Genomic DNA, 20595 nt, shown 5'->3' on the forward strand with positions numbered 1-20595 from the left:
ACAGGAATAGAAAAAGGCTTATGACGTGAAGTCATAGCCTTTTTTCTGCATTATGGGGTCATTCTTACATGAATACTTTTTGTAACAATATCGGGCAGCTCTGATTTTTGCAAAAGGTATGTAACTGGAGTGATACTGCCACTTGCAAGCCGAGAGTCCAACTGCTGAGTCAATTCAGCAACCTGTAAATCAATCACGTCCTGTATAGGGATTTGGTTATTATCTGCTATGTCGGCTAAAGAATTACCTGTATATAAAGCTTCATATAAGGCTTCATCCGATTCCAATCCCAATATTTGTGTAATATCTTCATCTGTAGTAGCTGTATAGGTAGGGTCTGCTGATGGAATGGTTTCTTTGTTATAATTGCCTGATTTATCAATAGAGATGGACAGGGTTTGGGCATTTGCATCATTGCCAAACATACCGGCGCTGAAGGTAATTGCGATTGCCATAGTTCCTACAATAATTATTCGCTTCGGGTTCATATTGTGTTTCCTCTTTCCTGCGAACGACTTTTTAGCCTAGCTTCCTTCATCTTACTACGATGTTATAGACTAAGGGTTTCATTTACTCTTGCTTGTCCGACGACTTATTATTATATTAACCCAAACTTCTTAAAAGAACCTTAAGACGAACATAAGATTTGGTTAAGATTGGTGAAATCAAGGATAAACGGTGCGTTTGTCCGGAATTCTAAGATTAGTATAAGCAAAAAAACTTATACTTTCTTGGAATTTAAAAAACCTCTGACCTTAAAAAGGTCAAAGGCATAACTTCAGGCTTCATTCAATCGGATCTTCTAGTGTTTCATGATCACCTGGATAGTCGCGGTCTAAACCTTCGTGCAGCTCCCGATTCTCATAGGTAAAACGATTGGGAGGACGTTGGTCTTGACGCCACGGAGTGCTTTTGCCTAATGCTTGATGATTGCTAGTTGAACCATAAGGCCCTTCAGGGAATTCCTCTGCAGTTAAATCGTTGCGCCCAGATTCAACAGTGGATAAATCCGTGTAGGAATCACGATTTTCTTTCTTAAACCATGCCATAGTGCACCTCCCGCTTTAAACACATTGTCTCCAATGAGCGGAAGATCTATGCGGAAATAACGGATTATAGATCTGTAAAATTAACAGTCCCAATGATTTGTTCAAGAAATTCGATCAATTCGATAGCTTCTTCTTCATCCAGTTTAAACACATGCTCGATAAAACCCTCCATAGCTAAATCATCAGGTCCAACAATCACGGTTTTACCCATTTGAATATCCGTTACCAGCTTCTTGCCATAAAAACGGTTGGAGGAAGTGATCGCTAAATCGAAGCGTTTCATACTATTCCCGATAAAGCTGACAAAGCGAGTTCTCGTATCCTCTGTAGTATCATATAAAAAATCTAGTTCTTGGTCTGACATGTATTCACTCCCATTTCTCTATAGCCTAATCATAACATATTAAAAAATGATTGCCTACACGACAAGTTCATGTTACAATCAACCTAATTTCAGGGAAAACAGGGAGAAGCACTCCTTCTGCGTAAGTTACGCGGGAGGGGTGTTTTTGCGTTCCTGAAAAAAGATTTGGAGGATGAGAGGATGAATTTAATTTTTTTGAACAGCTTGGAGAAAAGAGTGGAGGAAAATCAGGTTAAGACTTCACAGGTTTCGATTTGTGAACAGCAAGGGGCTTGGCATGTATTATGGAATGAGATTAATGAGGATGGAAAAGCAGAGCAATCCAGCTGGTTTGAAGGCACACAATGGAATGTTATGCTTCAGGTTTTCCGTGAAAGGCTGCAAGATAAAATCAAAGAAGGGTATGTACCGTTGCTTGAAGGTTATGGAGATGGTGAGCAAGCCATTTCTTCGAGAAGCAGGGAAACGCAAATGCTCTATCATTACAGCGAGCTGCATCGCAATGATGAGGTGTTTAATATCTTGCGTGCATGGCGAAAAGAAGAGTCAAGCAAGGACGGGAGATCAGCATTTATTATCGCTTCCAATCGCATTCTTGATATGATTAGTGCATTTTTGCCGCATTCGTTAGAAGAACTCAAACAAATCCCTGGCTTGGGTGAAGGTAGAATTGGTACATATGGTGAAGCAATCATTGCCATAACCAAAGAGTTTGCAAGAGAAACTAGATTTCCACTTCATTGGGTGAATGAAAGAATTGATATGCAGCAGTTCGAAATGTGGCTGAGTGAGCAAAGACGATTGCGTCAAGAAACAGCTGAGGTGAAGCTGGCTGGAAAACGTAAGCTTCTAGAGGCTATAGCGCAAGGGGGAAACCTAGCAACGCTTGAGAAGCAGCTATCCATGACACGACGTGATTTAATACTGGCTGTAGAGGAGTTAGCCAAGGAAGGCTATGATGTCGATACACTTGTTGAGCTGGAGTTAGTTGCGGTTGATCACGAAGAACAGAAGCAAGTACAGGAATTATTCGCAGAGCTGGGTGATAAGTATCTTAAGCCTGTTTTATTCAAGCTTTATAATGAGCAGCAGCTTAAGGAAAAGGACGTAAACAAAACCTATGAATGGATGCGGCTTGTTCGCTTGAAGCACCGCAAGTTAAGTGCTGTGTAAATTTGATATTATAAAAATGAAGAGGCAATCCTCCAAGTCATAAACGACTTGGAGGATTGCCATTTCACTTAGCCCCTTGAGCATTTATATTAACTAGATCTCTTTCATTCGGGAAAAAAATTGGCAAAAGCACTTTGCAGCTGATTGGCTTCAGGATGATACCAATAGTAATAATTGTCTGCTTTATAGAAGGTATCCACATAACCTATTGCCGAACCGCTATTCATCACAAATTGATAATAAATCGGCTCAACCACTGCAGCTTTATCAGGATGAATTTGTTCTTTTGCAGCTCTTTGCAGCATGCTAATTAGAGACTGCTCTTGTCCATTGTCCAATTTAACAATGAGCTTTTGCTTGTTATTCATTGGATAAATAGCTATCTCAGTTACCTTATTGCTCTGAACAGCTTCTTCGAAAGACAATCTAAGCTCTTTTTGTTTACTATCCTCCACATAAATTTTGTAACCACCAATAGAATTTTTATTTTGAACTGCGACAATTTCATGATTTGGATAATCAGCAATTGCACGAACAACGGACCCTACCGCTAAGAGTGCGGCATCTCCATCTTTAGGGATATAATGCGGATCATTGACTACATCTGCTACATGGAAAGTAACTTTGCCAATCTCTTCACCAAGCTTGCTTGGGTCAGTAAGAGCTTTTTCCTGAGAACCGGTATAAGAAGTAGCATTAATCTTAAGAAAATCTGTCCAATCAATTTTAACTTGTTGTTGGATAACAGGATTTTTCTCAGAGATCACATTGCGGCTGCAGCTGGATAGGATTAGAGCTATAGTAAATAACACAATCAACAATTTTAGCGCATCTTTATGGAAAATCATCGCGTACACCTCCGCTAGTAAAAATAAGAACATAATGATTGAATTATGCTTTATTAAACTAGACGGTTTTGTTTACATTAAGTTGCATAATACCCATATTTTTAACATGCTATTACTCGAAAAGATCAGTGGATAAATAACGTTCTCCTGAATCCGGTAGTAGAACAACAATTTTTTTGCCTTTGTTTTCAGGTCTTCTGGAGATTTCAGTTGCCGCAAATACGGCAGCACCTGACGATATACCCACTAATAATCCTTCTAATCTGGCTAATGCGCGAGCTGTCGCTGTTGCATCCTCCGTTTTCACTTTAAAGATTTCATCGACAACAGCGAGATTTAAGTTATCAGGTACAAAGCCTGCCCCAATTCCTTGGATGCTGTGAATTCCTTTCTTTCCGCCTGATAATACGGGTGAATCGGCTGGCTCAACGGCAATGATTTGCACGGAAGCTTTTTTCTGCTTCAGAACCTCGCCAACCCCCGTAATAGTCCCACCTGTACCAACGCCTGCAATGAAAATATCGACTTCACCAGCGGTATCCTCCCATATCTCAACTGCTGTAGTCTGGCGATGAATTTCTGGATTAGCTGGATTATCAAATTGCTGAGCAATAAATGAATCGGGTGTTTGTTCAGCCAATTCAGCAGCTTTGCGAATAGCACCTGCCATTCCTTCGGCAGCTGGAGTTAACACTATAGTAGCTCCATAAGCCTTTAACAGCTTTCGACGTTCAATGCTGAAGGTTTCAGGTAAAGTAATAACGAGCCTATAGCCTAATGCTGCAGCAGCAAAAGCTAGTCCAATCCCCGTATTACCACTAGTAGCCTCAAAAATGACCGAATTTTTATGGAGTAAGCCTTGATCTTCCGCAGCCTTAATCATTGCAACGCCAATACGATCCTTGACGCTTCCGGCTGGATTATAATATTCCAGCTTGGCTATTAAAGAAGCCCCCAGCATTCGAATACGATTATAATTGGTAAGCTCCAATAGAGGGGTATGACCAATCAGTTCTGTTAAATTGCGGGCGATTTTTGACATGAAATATCATTCCTTTTTTAATTGGGTAACCCAATGAATTTAGTCGGTATTACAACTTTAGCACCTTGAAGAAGACATGACTAATCAGTTCTTTTGATAGAAAAAACATGGTTTGGTTATAAATTAGCAATTACAATAAGCAGCGTGGAAAAAAATATCTTACCAAGATTTCTTGATCTGGGATAATAAATATCTTAACTGGAAATAGTTCCAGACAATAGAAAAACGAAAATAGGAGTAGATTGCCAAAATGCATCTGCTCCTTATTTTGATATCTAATGTTAGTTGTCTACTCCATTTTGGCCATAAAGCATGTGCAATTGAACTCGACCATGTATGGTTTTGCGTGTATTTGCATTAATAGGTAGATTCGCGTAAGGATTCTACTTCATCGCAATATTTATTCGAAATTAAGCAATTCTTGACGCAAAAAGGCAATTAATCGCTCCCCAGCCGAATTAAATGGGGGGCTTTCTTTTTTTCTAAGCATACCTGTGATTAGACCTGAATCCAAATCCCGCAATTCTTTTAAGATAGTGCCTTCAGGTAAGGGAGTGACCGAAATTAAAGGGACAACGGCTAAACCAAAGTTAGCTTGAACATAATATTTTAAGGCGGCCATGCTCCCAATTTCAGTAGCTAAATAAGGGCTCCCACCTTTCTCAAGCAAGGACCTTTCCAACTTCTTGCGATATGGACAGGTAGAGGTAGTAAGTAATAAGTTCTCATTCTGCAGGTTGTGCAAATATATATCCTCTTTAATTGCTAATGGATGAGATTGATGAACAAGTAGTCCAAGTTTTTCAACAAATAGGGGCTCAAAAGAAGAGCCGACTCCAGACTCTGGCGTAGTGCAAATCGCAATATCAATAATCCCATTATCAAGCATTTCGCTAAGAATAGAAGTATTGCCAATTTGAATGCTAATCTGAAGCTTGGGATATAGCTGCATAAAAGGTGCGAGAATGAGGGGGATGCGGTAGCTGGCAGTTGGCTCCATTATCCCTAGTCGAACTACACCAGATTCACCCTTGATAAATTCGTTCATCGCATGATTCAAGTAGTCATAATCCTTAATTAGGCTATCCGATTTTTCACTAAATAAACGTCCTGCCTCAGTTAATCGGAGGTTTTTTCCACGTTCAATGAGCTTAACACCTAAATCAGATTCTAGCTTTTGAATATGCGTGGTGACGGTAGACTGAACGTATTGTAATTCTTCAGCAGCCCTCTGAAAGCTGCCTAGCTTAATAATTGTTTTAAACGTTTTAATTGTCCGCAAATCCATGGATACACCTCACTTTAATGGTTAGTTCATAAAAAATGAACCGTTCGTTCTTATTTTTCAATTATACAATTAGTAAATTATACTGTATCATAACACTTATCGAATCAAAATCACATTAAACCTACAAAAATACTACGAATTAATATTGAATAGAATAAAAAAGTTTATTTGGCAGCTTAGAGCTTCATAAGCAGAGAGGAGGAATAGATTATGCCTAAGGAAATAGATCGATTTATACGTAATAAACGAGAGCAAGAGCTTGCTCAATATGCAGACCAACTAGCCTCTCAACTTGCGATAACCGCTGACATATATGATAAATCGGGTGATTTTCCTTTTGAACATTATGATATATTACGAAAAAATAATTTTTTTGATTTGACTATACCTGAGGAGTATGGCGGACGAGGCATTTCGTTGTATGAGATAATATTGATTCAGGAGAGGTTAGCACGCTGTGATGCATCGACTGCTTTATCGGTTGGCTGGCATCTTGGTTTCTTTTATAATCTGAGTGTTGTTAGACCTTGGAAGGAAGATATCTTTAAACGATTGTGTGAAGAAGCTATAACTAGCGGGGAATTGCTAAATTTGTTCGTCACTGAGCCTGCTGGTAATCCAGGAAGAGGGGGAAGAACTCAAACGATAGCACGTAAGGTACCTGGAGGATATATCTTAAAGGGTCGAAAATCATTTTGCACTCTTGCTCCTATTTTACAACGATTTACGGTATATGCTTCCTTAGAGAATGAAGAAACTTATGGGGAGTTTCTAGTTGAGAAAAGCGATAAAATTCAATTGGTTACAACTTGGGACACAATGGGAATGCGATCAACAGGCAGTCATGATTTAATATTAGATGAGGTTTTTGTACCTGAACATGACCTAATGGGGGAATACGGCAGCGGATTAGAAAGATTGGGGAAGGATAGTGGGGCATCTCTTTTTCATATACCTGCCGTCTACTCGGGAATTGCTTTTAGTGCAAGAGATTTAATATTGGATTTTGCTACTAACTACAGCCCGCCAAGCTTGCAGGGGTCTATCAGCGAGTTACCTCATGTGCGAGCCAAATTAGGTGAATTGGAATTAGAGCTTAAGACAGCCCGTACTTTACTTTATGCTGCAGCAGCAAGGTGGGATGAGAATATAGAATATCGCCCTCATATGTCAGTGGAGTTTCAGCATGCCAAACATGTGGTCTGTAACAAGGCGATAAGAATAGTGGAGTTAGCCATGCGTATTATGGGTGGCAAAAGCTTGTTAAAAGCCAATAAGCTTGAAAGGTTATTCCGTGATGTTCATTGCGGTTTGCATAACCCGCCAATGGATGATCAAGTAATTGATGGACTTGCAAGGAATGCATTGGAAGAATTCAAGAAAAATGAATCAACGCTTCATAAACTCTAATTTCACTAATGATACTTCACATCGTAGAATTCAGTCTATAATTCACGAATTAATACCAAGTATCCCTATATGCAAAGTTTTATATTCGAAGTAATGGAGACTTCAATTTCTCAAGAGGGGAAGTGATTAAGCTGTCCGTTCCATTCATTGGAATTAGTGAGGCCGTTTCACTCATTAATAATAGAGCTGTTATTGCAGTTAGCGGGAATATGGACATGTCCCCAATGGCTATCATTCGAGAAATCATTCGAAGTGAGCTTAAGCAATTGCATCTGCTCTGCAGCGGTTCAGTTGCAATAAACGCGGATATCTTAATTGGTGCTGGAATTATTGACACGATTGAGCTATCTCATATTACCTTAGGTGAGTTTGGTTTTGCTCCACATTATAGACGAGCTGCTGAAAATGGCATTGTGAAAACTTTAGACCATAGCTGTCCTGGATTTGCGGCTGGTCTACAAGCAGCTGTAATGGGTCTTCCTTTTATGTCTGTTCAAGGAATGCTGGGGACAGATTATCTGAAAGTGAGAGCAGATTTTAAAGTTATTTCTAATCCCTTTCCTCCTTATCAAGATATTGTTTTGGTTCCGCCTATTCAACCAGATGTTAGTATTTTTCATGCTTACCAAGCGGATAGGTCAGGAAATGTAATTGTAAACAAGATGCAGAATAATCGAGTTCTTGCACAAGCATCGAAGCAAGTTATAGTTTCTGTTGAAGAAATTGTTGAAGTGGGACATTTAAATCATTCTTTGGGAACATTGGTGCCTTCTCAATATATTACAGCAATTGTTGAAGCGCCCTATGGAGCCTATCCAACAAGCTGTACACCTTATTATTCGATGGATCGAGACTACATATTGAAATATGTAGAGGCTTCAAAAAGCACGGAAGCGTTCGAGCGATACTTGCATGAAAATATAATTACTTATTCTAACTACACAGATTATATCCATCGGTTTATTCGACAGGAGAGTTGTTATGACATATAGCGCGGAGGAGTTGATGATTTGTTCGCTAGCTCGTGAACTAAGAGATAGAGAAACAATCGCCGTTGGTAATCATTCTCCGATTCCAGCAGCGGCAGCGTTGTTAGCTCTTGCAACGCATGCACCCAAAGCTAATGTTTACATCATTGGAGATCCAGCTCACTGGCCTTTCGAAGGGACTAAAGAATTTTTTGATTGGATTCAACAAGGAAGAGTCGATGTGTTTTTCCTTGGTGGTGCGCAAATTGATTCGTATGGATCCATTAACCTGCACGTCATTGGAGATTATGAATCTCCGAAGATTAGGCTTCCCGGTGGAGCAGGCTCAGCTATGGTTTACTATCGCTGTAAAAGAATCTTGCTTTTTAAAACAGATCATCAAGTAAAAGGTTTTCCGGAGAAGCTAGATTTTACTTCAAGTCATTCCTCGCTTAATTTTCGCGAAGAAAAGCATGGCTTGCTCGAAGCAGTTATCACACCGCTCGCAATCCTTCGACCATCGATTATTACGGGGCGATTAGAGTTAACTCATTCAGCACCTGAAATGAATGCAGATGAAATTCAACAAAAAACAGGCTTCGATTTAAATATTAAGAATATGGAGCAGCCAATTCTAGAAATTGTACCACCATCAACTATAGAGCTGCATGCTTTAAGAACTAAGGTAAGGCAAGAGCTTAAACAAATTTATCCGGAATTTACTATAGGAGGGATTAGACATAATGGTTGAATTTATTACAATGGCACCTACCTCGGGTGATGGAGAGTATGTGGGAAATACGGGTGGCGGAACAAGCAAGCTTGAAGGCTGGACGGCATCAGCAGAACGTGAGCCGAGTTTAGCTTACATTACAGAAATCGCGATTGCAGCAGAAAAAAACGGTTTTGGAACGTTACTATTGCCTACAGGCAGCAACTGCTTGGATTCACTTGTTATTGCAGCAACCCTAGTACCCAAAACGGAAACCTTGAAATTTCTCTTTGCGGTTCGTCCCGGTTTTACAGCGCCAACTGTTTTTGCGAAGCAATTTGCTAGTCTTGATTATTTATCCGGTGGTAGAGCTTTAATAAATGTTGTCACAGGTGGCTCTCCAGCCGAGCAAGCAAGTGACGGAGATTTTTTGGATCATGGAGCGCGTTATCGCCGTACAGATGAATTTATCCAGGTGGTTAAACGCTTGTTTACAGAAGAAAAATTTGATCATGAGGGTGAGTTTTACCAACTAAAAGCGGCTTCCTTATTTCCAAAACCCGTGCAAGCTGAACCGCAAATCTATATTGGTGGTGCTTCAGAAGCAGGTATTCAAGTAGCAGCTTCTGTGGCGGATGTTTATATGATGTGGGGAGAAACCACTGATTTTATTCGGGAACGAATTGAAGAAGTAAAGGCGGCTGTAAGTGAGCACAACAGAAAGCTAAGCTACAGTATCTCTTTTCAGGTAATCCTCGGGGATACAGAAGAGCAAGCATGGGCGAATGCTCAGAAAACGATCAGTAAAGCAGATCATATCGCCATCTCAGGTAAGGAACAAGCGAATATTAAAGGAGATTCCGTTGGTTTGAAAAGGCTGCATCAGCTGATGGTAGATTCTAAAGCTCAGGATTTTCGAATTGGTCCAAATTTGTGGGCAGGCTTAACTCAAGTATTAAGTGGAAACTCGATAGCCTTAGTAGGTACACCGGATCAAGTAGCGGATCGAATTATTGAATATATCCAATTAGGCTTTGATAAGGTCTTATTAAGAGGCTTTCCCCATTTAGAGACAATTGGAGCTATCGGAAGTGAGATCATTCCAAGGGTCCGTGCCAGATTGGCAGCATTAGAACTTTAGGAGGTTGTACAAATCATGAGTATAAAATATCCATTTAGCGAGTTAGAGCACGATATCCGTTCTGTTCTAGCAGTGAATCAAGATTACAGTGCAATTGTTGATCAAATTCGTCCTTTTTTAGAAAAACTATTACAAACAGAGAATCTAGTTCCTGCTAGCTATCTTAAGCCACAAGCTGATAAATATGCCCAATATTTGTTATACAAGCCAGAGGATGAAGCCTTCTCTGTAATTGCATTCGTTTGGGGGGCGGGACAGAAGGCACCTGTGCATGATCACCTAATTTGGGGGTTGGTTGGAGTGTATACAGGTGAACTAGTGGAAACCCGATATCGTCGCATAGATAACGGCCTTGCTGCTGCACAGCAATTCATATTAGAAATTGCAAAGACAATTCAAGTTGTTAAGGGAGACATTTCCTTTGTATATCCGCCTAAATACGATATTCATGGGGTTTCTAATCTATCCGATGATACGGCTATCACGATTCATATTTATGGTGCGGATATTGGTAAGAAGCCTCGTCATATTCATGATCCCTTAACCGGCAGCTTAAGAGATGTGGTAACAAAGCATGACAATGCAGAAGCGATTTATCTGTCATGAGTGACTTTCAAAAAGGGCCACTCAGTGGAATTAAAGTCATCGAATTTGGTCAAATAGCAGCTGGGCCTTTTACTGGAATGTTGTTGGGCGATTTAGGTGCTGACATTGTAAAGGTTGAAAGACCTGATAGCGGTGATGGAATGCGAGAATGGCCGCCATTCTTTGTTGATGAAGACGGTGACGGGTTCAGCTCAAACTTTGCTTCCCTGAATCGTAATAAAAGGAGTATCGCCGTTGACTTTAAGAATCCGGATCAGTTAAAACGACTTCAACAGCTTTGCCAGCATGCAGACGTAATCATTGAAAATTACCGACCAGGAGTGCTAAGTAAATTTGGATTAGGATATGAGAATTTAAAATTAGCAAACCCTGCATTAATCTACTGCTCGATTTCAGGTTACGGGCAGACAGGAAGCTATTCGCAAAAAGGAGCTTTTGATGTAACCGTACAAGCCATCAGTGGATTGATGAGTGTAACAGGTGATGAAGATGGTAATCCGGTAAAATGCGGTGTTCCCGTAGCTGATTTTTCAGCAGGCTTATACAGTGCCTATTCGATTACAGCTGCGCTATTACAGACGAAACAAACCGGTATTGGCACTCATATTGATTGTTCTATGCTTGGAAGCTTGCTTGGTATATCTGCCCTGCAAACTAGTGAATATTTTGGGAATGGGAAAGTTCCACGTCGCTTAGGAACGGCGCATCCACGTAATGCCCCCTATCAAGGCTTTCAAGGATTGGATAAACCGTTTGTTATAGCTGCTGGAAACGATAAGCTGTGGCGTGAGGTTGCTTTAGCTGTTAATCAGCCGGAGCTTGCTAACGATCCAAGATTCACTACACAGGCTTTAAGAGCAGCTAATCAAAAAGAACTTGCTGGAATACTGCAGCTTTCATTTTCTGAGAAAACGGCGGCAGCATGGTTAGAAGAGTTTGATCGCCGAGGTGTTCCTTGTGCACCTATTAATACCTTTGAAGATATTCTCAATGATCCTGTTGTTCGTGAGCTTGAGTTGCTCCAAGATTTAGAGCTTCCAGGTGGGCAAACGACTTCAACAGTTCCGTTCCCGGTTAAGCTTAGTGGATTTCAAAATTCAATTTATCGTCGACCTCCTAAAAAAGGTGAACATACAGAGCAAGTGTTTGACGAATGGCAAGGCAACTAAGATCAGCAAAGGAGTGGATAATTTGAGTGACATTCAATTAGCCAATATTAATGAGTATACCGAGCTTTATCTTTTATTAGAGCAGAAGCTTCAATCTTTAAATGAGGAACAGCTAACGTGGAAGTCGGCTTTAAATCAATGGAGTATCGCGGAGGTTCTGGGACATCTTGTAGATGCAACCGTTGTTCATTACTTTAGAGTACGGAAGGTACTGGCTGAACCACTTCTAGAAATTTGGCCGCTGTATGCTCAGGATGAATGGGTTGCCCGTTCCAAGGTTAATGCGATTCCGGCTAAAGAATCGCTTGAGCTTTTTCGGAGTGCTGCTCATTACAATGGCTTATTCTATAAAGGTTTAACAGATGAAGATTGGAGCTTAAGTGCTTTGAATTATAAAGGTGAGCGGGTAACTGTTCATAAGCTTTTCGAAAATTTTATAACGCATACGCATATTCATCTTCGACAAATTGATCGTATTATTGGGACATTGGCAGCAAAAGCTTAAACAAATATGAAGGAGTTGAGACGCATGCCCGTTATTGAAGTAGCCAAACAGAAGGTAGAAGAGTTTCCGCAATGGAGTGAGATTAATCATTATGGAATCAATCATTTAAAGGTAGGCCAGGAAGTTCCTTTGCACTATCATGCTTGCAATGAATATTGGATTATTGTCAGCGGTAGAGGTGTTTGTACGACCGAGGGAGATACGTATGAAATTGGTCCTGGTGATTTGGTTTTAACCAAAGAAGGAGACGAGCATTCCTTAATTGTTACCGAGGAAATGACAGCCGTTTATATCTACGGAGTTCTCCCTCCTGGAGGTTCAATCGGATACTTATATCGCAATAAGGAGGAGTAAGAGATGGGATTAAAGCTAATACACGTTGGTTTGGGTGGTCATGGTAGAGGTGTGGCGAGAAACATAGTCGTCCCCTCAGCGGATTTCTCATTTGCAGGTCTAGTCGACAAGAATCCAGAGGCGTTACGGGAAGCAGGCGAAGAATTTGCTGTTGCCAATGCTAATCGTTATACAGATCATGAGCTTGCATTCTCAGAGCTAGAAGCAGATGCGGTGCTTATTGAGGCCTTCTCACCTGCACATTATGAAATTGCAAAAAGTGCGCTAGAGCAAGGGTTTCATGTGTTGATTGAGAAGCCGTTTGTGTTGCATTTGGAAGAAGCCAAAGAGCTTGTTGCCCTTGCTAAAGCGAACGATAGGCAAATTATGATTAACCAGAATTATCGCTTCAATGCAACTGTACTTACTTTAAAGCAAGCTTTATTGCAGCAGCCGCTGGGTAAGCCGCTTTTTGTTGAATCGCACTTCTTTTGTAACCATATAGGAAGAGCTTATCAGCTAGCCTTAGAGAATTATATTCTCTTAGAAATGACTGTGCATCACGTGGATATGATTCGTTTCTTATTGGATACAGAGATTACGAGTGTTTCCGGTAAAACGTGGAATGAGCCTGATAGTGGTTACTTAGGCGATCCTCATGTCCAAGCTGTTTATGAAACGAATTTAGGAGTTCCTGTATTCTATCTTAGCAGCTTGATTGTACAAGGAATCGCGGATCCATGGGAAGGCGTCTGGCGCATCCAATGTGAACAAGGCACGATTCATCTAGATGACTTGGGTGAAGGGTATGGAGTATACACCGTAAATGCGGAAAAAGTGATTACCAAGCTTCCTCTTATCCCAAATAAGCATGAGGGCATACACGGTACTTTAGCTGAATTTGCTGAAGCTATCCGCGAAAATCGTGCACCTCAACCTTCTGGGCTGGACAATTTACAAACATTAGCTGCTTTATTCGCTACCGCAGATTCATCGAGATTAAAAAGGCACGTAGCTATTGAAGACTATTTTAGAAACTAATCAGATTGTTAAAGGGGAGTTTTGTACATGAAGAAAATAATGACAAAAGGCTTATTATCCATTCTTTTAATTTCAGTTTTATCGATCGCTTTATGGGGATGCGGAAGCACGAAAGAGGATGATGCAGCGGCAACTAATAGCGCATCAGCAGCAGAAAGTGTAAAACCAACAGATGCCATTACGAGCACAGCACCAACAGATACGGCTGCACCTACAGTTGCTCCGGCAGCTAATGATGGAAAAGTAGTTGAACTCACATTCTCCTACTGGGGAAGTACTTATGAGAAAAAAGCCATTGATAAAATGCTTGAATCCTTTAACGCATCTCATCCAGGTATTCACGTTAAGCCTTTATACATTCCAGGGGATTATGGAACTAAAATCAATACACTTATGGCAGCTGGCGGCTTGCCAGACGTTGGTTACTTGGATACACCACTTGCCTTGAAATGGGGAAAAGAAGGTAAGCTACTTGATTTCACACCTTACTTAAAACAATTCCCACAATTAGAGGATCGTATCCCACAAGCTAAGCTTTATCCAGCTCCAGGAGTATATATTGGTTCAACGCTTGCATCAGATAGTTTGAACTTATTCTATAATAAAGATTTATTTACTGAAGCAGGCTTGGATTTACCCCCAAGTAAGGCTGAGAATGCATGGACTTGGGATCAGTTCCTACTTGTAGCTCAGAAGCTAACCAAGGATAAAAATGGTAAAAATGCTACAGAGGCAGGCTTTGACTCTAAGAATATTGTACAATATGGCTTTGACTTTCCGAATGGATCAGGAGGCTGGTTCCCATATATTCTTAGCAATGGCTCAGACATAGCTAGTGCGGATGGGAAGACATATACCTTGAATTCGCCTGAGTCTATTCAAGCGTTCCAAAATTTACAGGATTTAGTCTATAAGTATCATGTTTCACCAACACCAACAACGAAGAAAAATGCACCAGGAACAGAAGTGCAATTGCAAACCAAGAAGGTTGCGATGATTCAAGATGGTATGTGGAAGCTATTAGATCTTGCTTCAACTAAGCTAAATTATGGTATTGGTGTGCTGCCAAAATACAAGGAACCAAAAACAGGTGTTGTAGGGGCAAGTGGGGTTATCTTTAGCTCAACTAAGCATCCCGTTGAAGCACTTGAATTTTACTCCTATTATAATGATCCAGCCCAAGTAGATTTATATTCAGTGGGACTTTGGATGCCGATCGAAACAAAATATTTTACAGAACAAGCTTCCATTGATCTATGGACTAAAAATGCAAGTCATCCAGCTGAATTTAATGATGCTGTAGTAAATTATCAGTTTAAAAATGGAGTGGCTATGCCGACAAATTCGTTAATCGGTTACTTGGAAATTGGAACTTTGATTGATTCAGCATTAGATGATATATGGACCAACAAAAAACCAGCTAAGGAAGTATTGGACGCACTTGCTCCTAAGGTACAACCACTGCTTCAAGGTAGATACACACAAAATTAATCAAGCTAAGATAATTAGGGCCACCTGCTTAAACTCAGGTGGCACAAGGAGGGTACCATGAAGAAATTGAAAATTCCTAGAAAAACCTCCGGACTGGCAAGAATGGAAAAAAGATGGGGAATTCTATTCGCCTTGCCGGCGATATTAGGATTTCTCTTTTTCTCCTTAGGTCCGATCATTGCTTCCTTATATTTTAGTCTAACGAATTGGCAAATTGGTAATAATCATGTTGCTTTTATTGGACTGGAGAATTATAAGCATATATTTACGGTAGATCCGTTATTCAAAAAATCAGCATTTGTGACTACCTATTATGCACTTGCTAGTGTGCCAATAGTATTGTTCTTAGCCTTTATTGTAGCTATGCTGCTTAACCAAAAGGTAAAGGGACTCTCCTTTTTCCGGACTGTTTATTATTTACCTGTAGTTGTTCCAAGTGTCGCGAGCTCCATGCTTTGGCTATGGTTATATAATCCTGATTTTGGTCTATTTAATCTAATTCTTAAACAATTTAGCTTACCTACATCGAATTGGATTTATGACGAGGCTACGGTTATTCCTTCCATTGTGATTATGAGTGCGTGGGGAATAGGGAATGGGATGATTATTTTCTTAGCTGGACTTAAAGGTATACCCACTCATTTATATGAAGCAGTTGAAGTTGATGGGGGCAGTGCTCTGCGTAAGCTAATTCATGTAACCATCCCTTTAATGACACCAACCATCTTTTTTAATTTAATCATGTCTTTGATTGGGGCTTTTCAAATTTTTAATCAAGCTTATATCATGACGGATGGTGGTCCTAATAATTCATCCTTATTTTATGTGTTCTATTTATATCGAACTGCTTTCACAGAAACAAAAATTGGTTACGCAAGTGCACTTGCCTGGATATTATTTTTCATAATTATGATCTTGACCTTTATCGTGTTTAAGACCTCACGTAAATGGGTTTATTACGAGGGGGATCAACGCTGATGAATACAATTGTTAATGCTAGATCACGGAAAAAATTCGCGATTCTACGAATTCTAACCTATGTAATATTAATTGTAGGTAGTCTTTTCATGATTATTCCATTTGCTTGGCTACTAAGAAGCTCTTTAATGGATAATAATCAAATCTTTATTTTTCCGCCACAATGGGTACCAAAACCTTTTAAATGGGATAATTTCTCAGAATCCTTAACGGCAGCACCTTTTCTACGTTATTTTATTAATACGATGACGATAGAATTGTTTGTAATTAGTGGTGTTGTTATAACGAGCACAATTGCAGCTTATAGCTTTGCAAGATTGAGGTGGCCTGGGCGAGAAATTGTTTTTGGGATTTTGTTGACAACGCTAATGATGCCTTATGCGGTTACGTTGATTCCGACTTTTATGCTATGGAGATACCTCGGTGTGCTTGATACTTACTTGCCCTTGATTATTCCGGCTTGGTTTGGTGGAGGTGCCTTTCATATTTTTTTAATGAGGCAATTTTTCATGACCATTCCCAAAGAATTAGATGAAGCAGCTTTTATGGATGGCGCGAAACCGTTTACTGTTTTGTATAAGGTGATTCTTCCTTTGGCTAAGCCAGCTTTTATTGTCGTTACGATTTTTACTTTTATTGATGTGTGGAATGATTTCCTAGGACCTTTAATTTATATAAATTCTAGTGAAAAATATACCTTAGCGATTGGTCTGGCTTCTTTTAAAGGAGAACTTCATGCACAATGGGGATATCTCATGGCAGCATCTTTGGCTGTAGTTACTCCAATTATTGTTTTGTTCTTTGTGGCGCAGCGTTATTTTGTTGAAGGTATCGCGTTAACTGGAATTAAAGGTTGATTATGAAAAGCAGCAGGTGAATAGTATGCGAAAAACAGTCGTAATAATAGGTGCTTTAGATACCAAAGGAATTGAATTTGCCTATATTAAAGGTTTAATTGAAGCTGCAGGGCTGAACACACTTACGATTCATACGGGGGTATTAGGTCCTGCGTTTTACTTGCCTGAAGTCTCGAATGAAGAAATTGCTACCTTAGGTGGTGCTGACTTACAGCATCTCATCTCTACACAAGATCGTGGTCTAGCTGTAGAAACTATGATGAATGGAGCGATTGCTAAGGTAATTGAATTGCATAATAAAGGGCAAATAGATGGAATTATTGGTTTAGGCGGGAGTGCGGGCACTACGATTGGCGCTGCTGCTATGCGATCACTTCCAATTGGCATTCCCAAGGTTATGGTTACTACGATGGCATCTGGAAATACCCGGCCTTATGTAGGGATGAAAGACGTAACACTATTTAATTCAATTGTAGATATATCCGGGTTAAATCGTATATCCCGTCAAATGTTAGCCAATGCGGCTAATGCATTAATTGGTATGGTTCAAGGACAAGCTTTATTAGCGGATATAGACAAGCCATTGATTGCGACTACGATGTTTGGGGTAACAACACCCTGTGTGGATAAGGCAAGAAGTTACTTGGAAGAGCAAGGCTTCGAGGTTTTAGTTTTTCATGGAACAGGTATTGGCGGACAAACTATGGAGCATTTAATTGCTGCTGGCTTTTTTGCAGGTGTACTGGATATAACAACTAGTGAGTTGGCCGATGATGTTGCTGGAGGCTTATTAAGTGCAGGTCCGACTCGCTTAACGATGGCGGGTCAGTTTGGCATTCCGCAGGTGGTTTCCTTGGGGGCGTTAGATATGGCTAACTTTGGTCCGCTTGAAACGGTTCCTGAGCAACTGAGGACGAGACAGCTCCACCAGCATAACCCCAATATAACCTTAATGCGCACCAATATAGCGGAGAATAAACGGCTAGGTGAATTGATTGCATCTAAATTAAATAGGTATCCAGATCGCGTTTCCCTCTACATTCCTTTAAAGGGTGTATCTGCACTTGATAAAGAAGGTCAGCCATTTAATGGGCCTCAAGAGGATGCGGCATTGTTCCAAGCTCTTCGTGAAAAGCTTGATCCTCGTATTGAGCTTGTGGAATTGGATAACCATATCAACGATGAAGAATTCGCACTCCAAATGGCAAAGAAGCTAGTCTTCTTAATTAATAATCAGACAATTTAATAGGAGGGTTTTCATATGTCATTTACTAGAGAACAAATTTTGGAACGTTTACACGCAAGGGTAGCTGCTGGGGTTCCTATTATTGGAGCAGGAGCGGGTACAGGGATTTCGGCTAAAAGTGCGGAAGCTGGCGGCATAGATTTAATCATAATATATAACTCAGGGCGGTTTCGCATGGCTGGACGAGGATCAGTAGCAGGTATGCTGCCTTATGGCGACGCTAACCAAATCGTTGTTGATATGGGACGAGAGGTCCTACCTATTGTTAAAGACACACCAGTGTTAGCTGGAGTATGTGGAACAGATCCTTTTCGAATTATGCCATTGTTTTTGAAACAAATTAAAGAGATGGGCTTCTCAGGTGTTCAGAACTATCCAACGGTTGGTTACTTTGATGGGATAGCAAGACAGGATATGGAGGAAACGGGATTTAGCTACGATCTTGAGGTTGAAATGATTGGGCATGCTAAGGAGCTTGGACTTTTTACCTCACCTTATGTTTACAATGAAATTGAAGCTGAGAAAATGACAAAAGCTGGGGCCGATGTTTTAGTCGCGCATATGGGATTAACTACTAAAGGTACAATTGGTTCTAAATCAGCCCAGCTCATCGATGTTTGTGTAGAAAAAATTCAATCCATACATGATGTAGCGAAATCAATAAATCCCAATATTTTAGTCATTTGCCATGGGGGGCCAATTTCTGAGCCGGAGGATGTACAATATGTCCTTTCAAAAACCAAAGGAATAGCAGGATTCTTCGGGGCATCTAGTATTGAAAGATTGCCCACCGAAAAAGCAATTCGAGATCAGGTCATAGCTTTTAAAAATGTAAAGGTTTAGATATTCGAATCGGCATTCGCTAGGTACTTTTATATTATTGACTCGACCGCAGACATAATATAAAAGAAGAATTTAAAAATAGATATTTATCAATGATAGTACTCGTGTTAAAAATAGGAAAGAATCCCGATCAGGGTGAGGAGCTTAGGCTGACTCTTGCATACCGATCTGGATTCTATTTTTTTCGTCTTAAAGGTTTCTGGGTTTTCTTCAGTTATTTTCCATTTTTTCAACAGTGGTTTGCCTAGCCTGCTGTTTGGTTATGACTTCACCGTCTACATCACAGATGACATAAGGGCGATCATCTTTGAGTACTTTAAGGATGTGAAAAACCAGTTTAGTAGCTACAGTGCAGGTTGCTTTGGTGTGTTGGTCGTCATTTTACCGCCCTTGCCTTCCATTAAATCCGATTCGCTTTTGCCGGGAATCATACTGGTAAAGCCGCGGAATGCTTCGGTCGTGAGGAAGTGATCTGGATTAACTCATCTGTATTTGCTATTTGCTCAAAAGACTATTTGGTTTGATTAAAAAACTTTATTTTCTTAAATCTAACTAAATTTCTAACCAAGATGACCCTATTAAAAAACTTTAATTATTTTAGAATGCCAATTAAGCTTTATAAATCATTGGTTAAATCTTGGGCATCATACAAAAACTTTATTTTATTTCGTCATAAAACACAGTTTAGTTTATATGTTTGATTTGCTGTTTCACCTTATAGATCCAATCACAAAAAAAATAGGTGGGAGCGTAATGCGATCTCTTCCTTTTTTGCAGCAAAATGTCGACTAATAAGGAGAATCGTAAGGAAATGTGGATAATATTTACTATTACAATTTGAGTTTTGTAGATTGGAATGTTCTTTAAGCGAAATAACTATTTGGAGTTTCAATTTCCTCTGTAGTGTGTATATTTAAGTATTGTTATAAATACGAAAATAGGGTGTGACTAATCATGAATACAGTGTTAATCATTATTATTGTTATATTAGTATTTGGCGGTGGCGGATTCTTTTACAGTCGAAGAAGATAAATGGAACGATTTAGCCGTAAAATAAATTAAGAAAAGAAAAGAGGAGAATGAACATGGTAAAGAAAGTTTGGATAAACCTACCTGTGAAAGATCCCCAAAAGTCTATAGAGTTTTTCAACCAGCTCGGATTTTCTGAGGATCCGCGATACGGTGATTGCTTAACCATTGGAGATATTATTGTGATGCTTTTTCCTGAGCCTACATTCAAAAGCTCAACGTTAAATGAAATTGCAGATACAAAACAAGGTACAGAAGTATTGATTACCATTGAAGCAGAGAACAAGGAAGAAGTGGATGAAATGGTAGAAAAGGCGGAAAAGGCAGGCGGCACAATCTTTAGTAAGCCAAATGTTCATGGATCGATGTATGGCGCCGGTTTCTCCGATTTGGATGGTCATCGGTGGAATGTATTGTATATAGGAGAGTAAGATTCAGAAAGATTAGGCATTAGAATGTTTGACTTACTATCCGAACCATATAGTTTAATGTTTGCTTGTTG

At 39.9% G+C, this 20595-nt stretch carries 23 protein-coding genes; 17 read left to right on the forward strand and 6 right to left on the reverse strand.

Annotated elements, in window-relative coordinates; translation table 11 throughout:
- Nucleotides 1-50: 50 nt before the first annotated feature.
- From EHS13_RS09330 to EHS13_RS09340, 3 genes are all read right to left on the reverse strand, one after another.
- Nucleotides 51-488 carry a hypothetical protein gene (locus EHS13_RS09330; protein ID WP_155700074.1) on the reverse strand — a complete coding sequence of 146 codons (438 nt, stop codon included), beginning with the start codon at nucleotides 486-488 and terminating at the stop codon, nucleotides 51-53.
- A gap of 297 nt (nucleotides 489-785) precedes the next feature.
- Nucleotides 786-1049: a hypothetical protein gene (locus EHS13_RS09335; RefSeq protein WP_155700075.1), complete on the reverse strand. Its 264-nt coding sequence runs from the start codon at nucleotides 1047-1049 to the stop codon at nucleotides 786-788.
- A 64-nt stretch (nucleotides 1050-1113) separates the two neighbouring features.
- Entirely contained in the window at nucleotides 1114-1413 is a 300-nt protein-coding gene (locus EHS13_RS09340) for a DUF3055 domain-containing protein (protein WP_155700076.1), read from the reverse strand.
- A gap of 180 nt (nucleotides 1414-1593) precedes the next feature.
- Between EHS13_RS09340 and EHS13_RS09345 the strand changes: the two genes are divergently transcribed.
- Complete coding sequence (locus EHS13_RS09345) at nucleotides 1594-2586, forward strand: HRDC domain-containing protein (protein WP_155700077.1); 993 nt, start codon at nucleotides 1594-1596, stop codon at nucleotides 2584-2586.
- Nucleotides 2587-2690: 104 nt separating this feature from the next.
- Here EHS13_RS09345 and EHS13_RS09350 read toward each other — a convergent pair whose 3' ends face one another.
- The 3 genes from EHS13_RS09350 to EHS13_RS09360 form a co-directional block, all read right to left on the reverse strand.
- Complete coding sequence (locus EHS13_RS09350) at nucleotides 2691-3434, reverse strand: hypothetical protein (protein WP_155700078.1); 744 nt, start codon at nucleotides 3432-3434, stop codon at nucleotides 2691-2693.
- Between the two features lie 112 nt (nucleotides 3435-3546).
- A complete protein-coding gene (cysK, locus tag EHS13_RS09355; protein ID WP_155700079.1) occupies nucleotides 3547-4476 on the reverse strand; it encodes a cysteine synthase A in 930 nt (309 codons plus the stop codon).
- A 400-nt stretch (nucleotides 4477-4876) separates the two neighbouring features.
- Entirely contained in the window at nucleotides 4877-5764 is an 888-nt protein-coding gene (locus tag EHS13_RS09360; RefSeq protein ID WP_155700080.1) for a LysR family transcriptional regulator, read from the reverse strand.
- A gap of 210 nt (nucleotides 5765-5974) precedes the next feature.
- Here EHS13_RS09360 and EHS13_RS09365 point away from each other — a divergent pair, with 210 nt between their 5' ends.
- The 16 genes from EHS13_RS09365 to EHS13_RS09445 all read left to right on the forward strand — a co-directional run bounded on the left by EHS13_RS09365 (nucleotide 5975) and on the right by EHS13_RS09445 (nucleotide 20524).
- The gene (locus EHS13_RS09365) at nucleotides 5975-7174 is read left to right on the forward strand and encodes an acyl-CoA dehydrogenase family protein (protein WP_193571485.1); all 1200 of its coding nucleotides are present in this window, start codon (nucleotides 5975-5977) and stop codon (nucleotides 7172-7174) included.
- A gap of 122 nt (nucleotides 7175-7296) precedes the next feature.
- Nucleotides 7297-8166, forward strand: a complete 870-nt coding sequence (locus EHS13_RS09370) for a CoA transferase subunit A (RefSeq protein WP_162463025.1) — start codon at nucleotides 7297-7299, stop codon at nucleotides 8164-8166.
- Nucleotides 8156-8893: a CoA-transferase gene (locus EHS13_RS09375; RefSeq protein ID WP_155700083.1), complete on the forward strand. Its 738-nt coding sequence runs from the start codon at nucleotides 8156-8158 to the stop codon at nucleotides 8891-8893. The genes EHS13_RS09370 and EHS13_RS09375 overlap by 11 nt, the downstream gene beginning before the upstream one ends.
- The gene (locus EHS13_RS09380; RefSeq protein WP_155700084.1) at nucleotides 8886-9995 is read left to right on the forward strand and encodes an LLM class flavin-dependent oxidoreductase; all 1110 of its coding nucleotides are present in this window, start codon (nucleotides 8886-8888) and stop codon (nucleotides 9993-9995) included. Before EHS13_RS09375 ends, EHS13_RS09380 begins: the two co-directional genes overlap by 8 nt.
- Before the next feature lie 15 nt (nucleotides 9996-10010).
- A complete protein-coding gene (locus tag EHS13_RS09385) occupies nucleotides 10011-10601 on the forward strand; it encodes a cysteine dioxygenase family protein (RefSeq protein WP_155700085.1) in 591 nt (196 codons plus the stop codon).
- Entirely contained in the window at nucleotides 10598-11770 is a 1173-nt protein-coding gene (locus EHS13_RS09390; protein ID WP_155700086.1) for a CaiB/BaiF CoA transferase family protein, read from the forward strand. The genes EHS13_RS09385 and EHS13_RS09390 overlap by 4 nt, the downstream gene beginning before the upstream one ends.
- Nucleotides 11771-11792: 22 nt before the next feature.
- The gene (locus EHS13_RS09395; protein WP_162463026.1) at nucleotides 11793-12275 is read left to right on the forward strand and encodes a DinB family protein; all 483 of its coding nucleotides are present in this window, start codon (nucleotides 11793-11795) and stop codon (nucleotides 12273-12275) included.
- Between the two features lie 24 nt (nucleotides 12276-12299).
- On the forward strand, nucleotides 12300-12629 hold the full coding sequence (locus EHS13_RS09400) for a cupin domain-containing protein (RefSeq protein WP_162463027.1): 330 nt from the start codon (nucleotides 12300-12302) through the stop codon (nucleotides 12627-12629).
- Nucleotides 12630-12632: 3 nt separating this feature from the next.
- Nucleotides 12633-13649 carry a Gfo/Idh/MocA family protein gene (locus EHS13_RS09405; protein WP_155700089.1) on the forward strand — a complete coding sequence of 339 codons (1017 nt, stop codon included), beginning with the start codon at nucleotides 12633-12635 and terminating at the stop codon, nucleotides 13647-13649.
- A gap of 27 nt (nucleotides 13650-13676) precedes the next feature.
- Entirely contained in the window at nucleotides 13677-15140 is a 1464-nt protein-coding gene (locus EHS13_RS09410; RefSeq protein WP_155700090.1) for an ABC transporter substrate-binding protein, read from the forward strand.
- A 57-nt stretch (nucleotides 15141-15197) separates the two neighbouring features.
- A complete protein-coding gene (locus EHS13_RS09415; protein ID WP_193571486.1) occupies nucleotides 15198-16118 on the forward strand; it encodes a carbohydrate ABC transporter permease in 921 nt (306 codons plus the stop codon).
- Nucleotides 16118-16975, forward strand: coding sequence for a carbohydrate ABC transporter permease (locus EHS13_RS09420; protein ID WP_193571487.1), 858 nt, complete (start codon nucleotides 16118-16120; stop codon nucleotides 16973-16975). Before EHS13_RS09415 ends, EHS13_RS09420 begins: the two co-directional genes overlap by 1 nt.
- A 25-nt stretch (nucleotides 16976-17000) precedes the next feature.
- Entirely contained in the window at nucleotides 17001-18221 is a 1221-nt protein-coding gene (locus tag EHS13_RS09425) for a Tm-1-like ATP-binding domain-containing protein (protein ID WP_155700092.1), read from the forward strand.
- Between the two features lie 15 nt (nucleotides 18222-18236).
- Nucleotides 18237-19064 carry a phosphoenolpyruvate hydrolase family protein gene (locus EHS13_RS09430; RefSeq protein WP_155700093.1) on the forward strand — a complete coding sequence of 276 codons (828 nt, stop codon included), beginning with the start codon at nucleotides 18237-18239 and terminating at the stop codon, nucleotides 19062-19064.
- A 156-nt stretch (nucleotides 19065-19220) separates the two neighbouring features.
- Nucleotides 19221-19535, forward strand: coding sequence for a hypothetical protein (locus EHS13_RS09435; RefSeq protein ID WP_155700094.1), 315 nt, complete (start codon nucleotides 19221-19223; stop codon nucleotides 19533-19535).
- Nucleotides 19536-20149: 614 nt separating this feature from the next.
- Nucleotides 20150-20524: a VOC family protein gene (locus tag EHS13_RS09445; RefSeq protein ID WP_155700095.1), complete on the forward strand. Its 375-nt coding sequence runs from the start codon at nucleotides 20150-20152 to the stop codon at nucleotides 20522-20524.
- Nucleotides 20525-20595 lie beyond the last annotated feature (71 nt).

It is taken from the genome of Paenibacillus psychroresistens, from assembly GCF_009728935.1.
Classification (GTDB): domain Bacteria; phylum Bacillota; class Bacilli; order Paenibacillales; family NBRC-103111; genus Paenibacillus_AC; species Paenibacillus_AC psychroresistens.

Bases quoted from the DNA above. Each gene is read 5' to 3' on its own strand.
- EHS13_RS09330 (WP_155700074.1), bottom strand. From the start codon at position 488: ATGAACCCGAAGCGAATAATTATTGTAGGAACTATGGCAATCGCAATT.
- EHS13_RS09335 (WP_155700075.1), bottom strand. From the start codon at position 1,049: ATGGCATGGTTTAAGAAAGAAAATCGTGATTCCTACACGGATTTATCC.
- EHS13_RS09340 (WP_155700076.1), bottom strand. From the start codon at position 1,413: ATGTCAGACCAAGAACTAGATTTTTTATATGATACTACAGAGGATACG.
- EHS13_RS09345 (WP_155700077.1), top strand. From the start codon at position 1,594: ATGAATTTAATTTTTTTGAACAGCTTGGAGAAAAGAGTGGAGGAAAAT.
- EHS13_RS09350 (WP_155700078.1), bottom strand. From the start codon at position 3,434: ATGATTTTCCATAAAGATGCGCTAAAATTGTTGATTGTGTTATTTACT.
- cysK (WP_155700079.1), bottom strand. From the start codon at position 4,476: ATGTCAAAAATCGCCCGCAATTTAACAGAACTGATTGGTCATACCCCT.
- EHS13_RS09360 (WP_155700080.1), bottom strand. From the start codon at position 5,764: ATGGATTTGCGGACAATTAAAACGTTTAAAACAATTATTAAGCTAGGC.
- EHS13_RS09365 (WP_193571485.1), top strand. From the start codon at position 5,975: ATGCCTAAGGAAATAGATCGATTTATACGTAATAAACGAGAGCAAGAG.
- EHS13_RS09375 (WP_155700083.1), top strand. From the start codon at position 8,156: ATGACATATAGCGCGGAGGAGTTGATGATTTGTTCGCTAGCTCGTGAA.
- EHS13_RS09380 (WP_155700084.1), top strand. From the start codon at position 8,886: ATGGTTGAATTTATTACAATGGCACCTACCTCGGGTGATGGAGAGTAT.
- EHS13_RS09385 (WP_155700085.1), top strand. From the start codon at position 10,011: ATGAGTATAAAATATCCATTTAGCGAGTTAGAGCACGATATCCGTTCT.
- EHS13_RS09390 (WP_155700086.1), top strand. From the start codon at position 10,598: ATGAGTGACTTTCAAAAAGGGCCACTCAGTGGAATTAAAGTCATCGAA.
- EHS13_RS09400 (WP_162463027.1), top strand. From the start codon at position 12,300: ATGCCCGTTATTGAAGTAGCCAAACAGAAGGTAGAAGAGTTTCCGCAA.
- EHS13_RS09405 (WP_155700089.1), top strand. From the start codon at position 12,633: ATGGGATTAAAGCTAATACACGTTGGTTTGGGTGGTCATGGTAGAGGT.
- EHS13_RS09410 (WP_155700090.1), top strand. From the start codon at position 13,677: ATGAAGAAAATAATGACAAAAGGCTTATTATCCATTCTTTTAATTTCA.
- EHS13_RS09415 (WP_193571486.1), top strand. From the start codon at position 15,198: ATGAAGAAATTGAAAATTCCTAGAAAAACCTCCGGACTGGCAAGAATG.
- EHS13_RS09420 (WP_193571487.1), top strand. From the start codon at position 16,118: ATGAATACAATTGTTAATGCTAGATCACGGAAAAAATTCGCGATTCTA.
- EHS13_RS09425 (WP_155700092.1), top strand. From the start codon at position 17,001: ATGCGAAAAACAGTCGTAATAATAGGTGCTTTAGATACCAAAGGAATT.
- EHS13_RS09430 (WP_155700093.1), top strand. From the start codon at position 18,237: ATGTCATTTACTAGAGAACAAATTTTGGAACGTTTACACGCAAGGGTA.
- EHS13_RS09445 (WP_155700095.1), top strand. From the start codon at position 20,150: ATGGTAAAGAAAGTTTGGATAAACCTACCTGTGAAAGATCCCCAAAAG.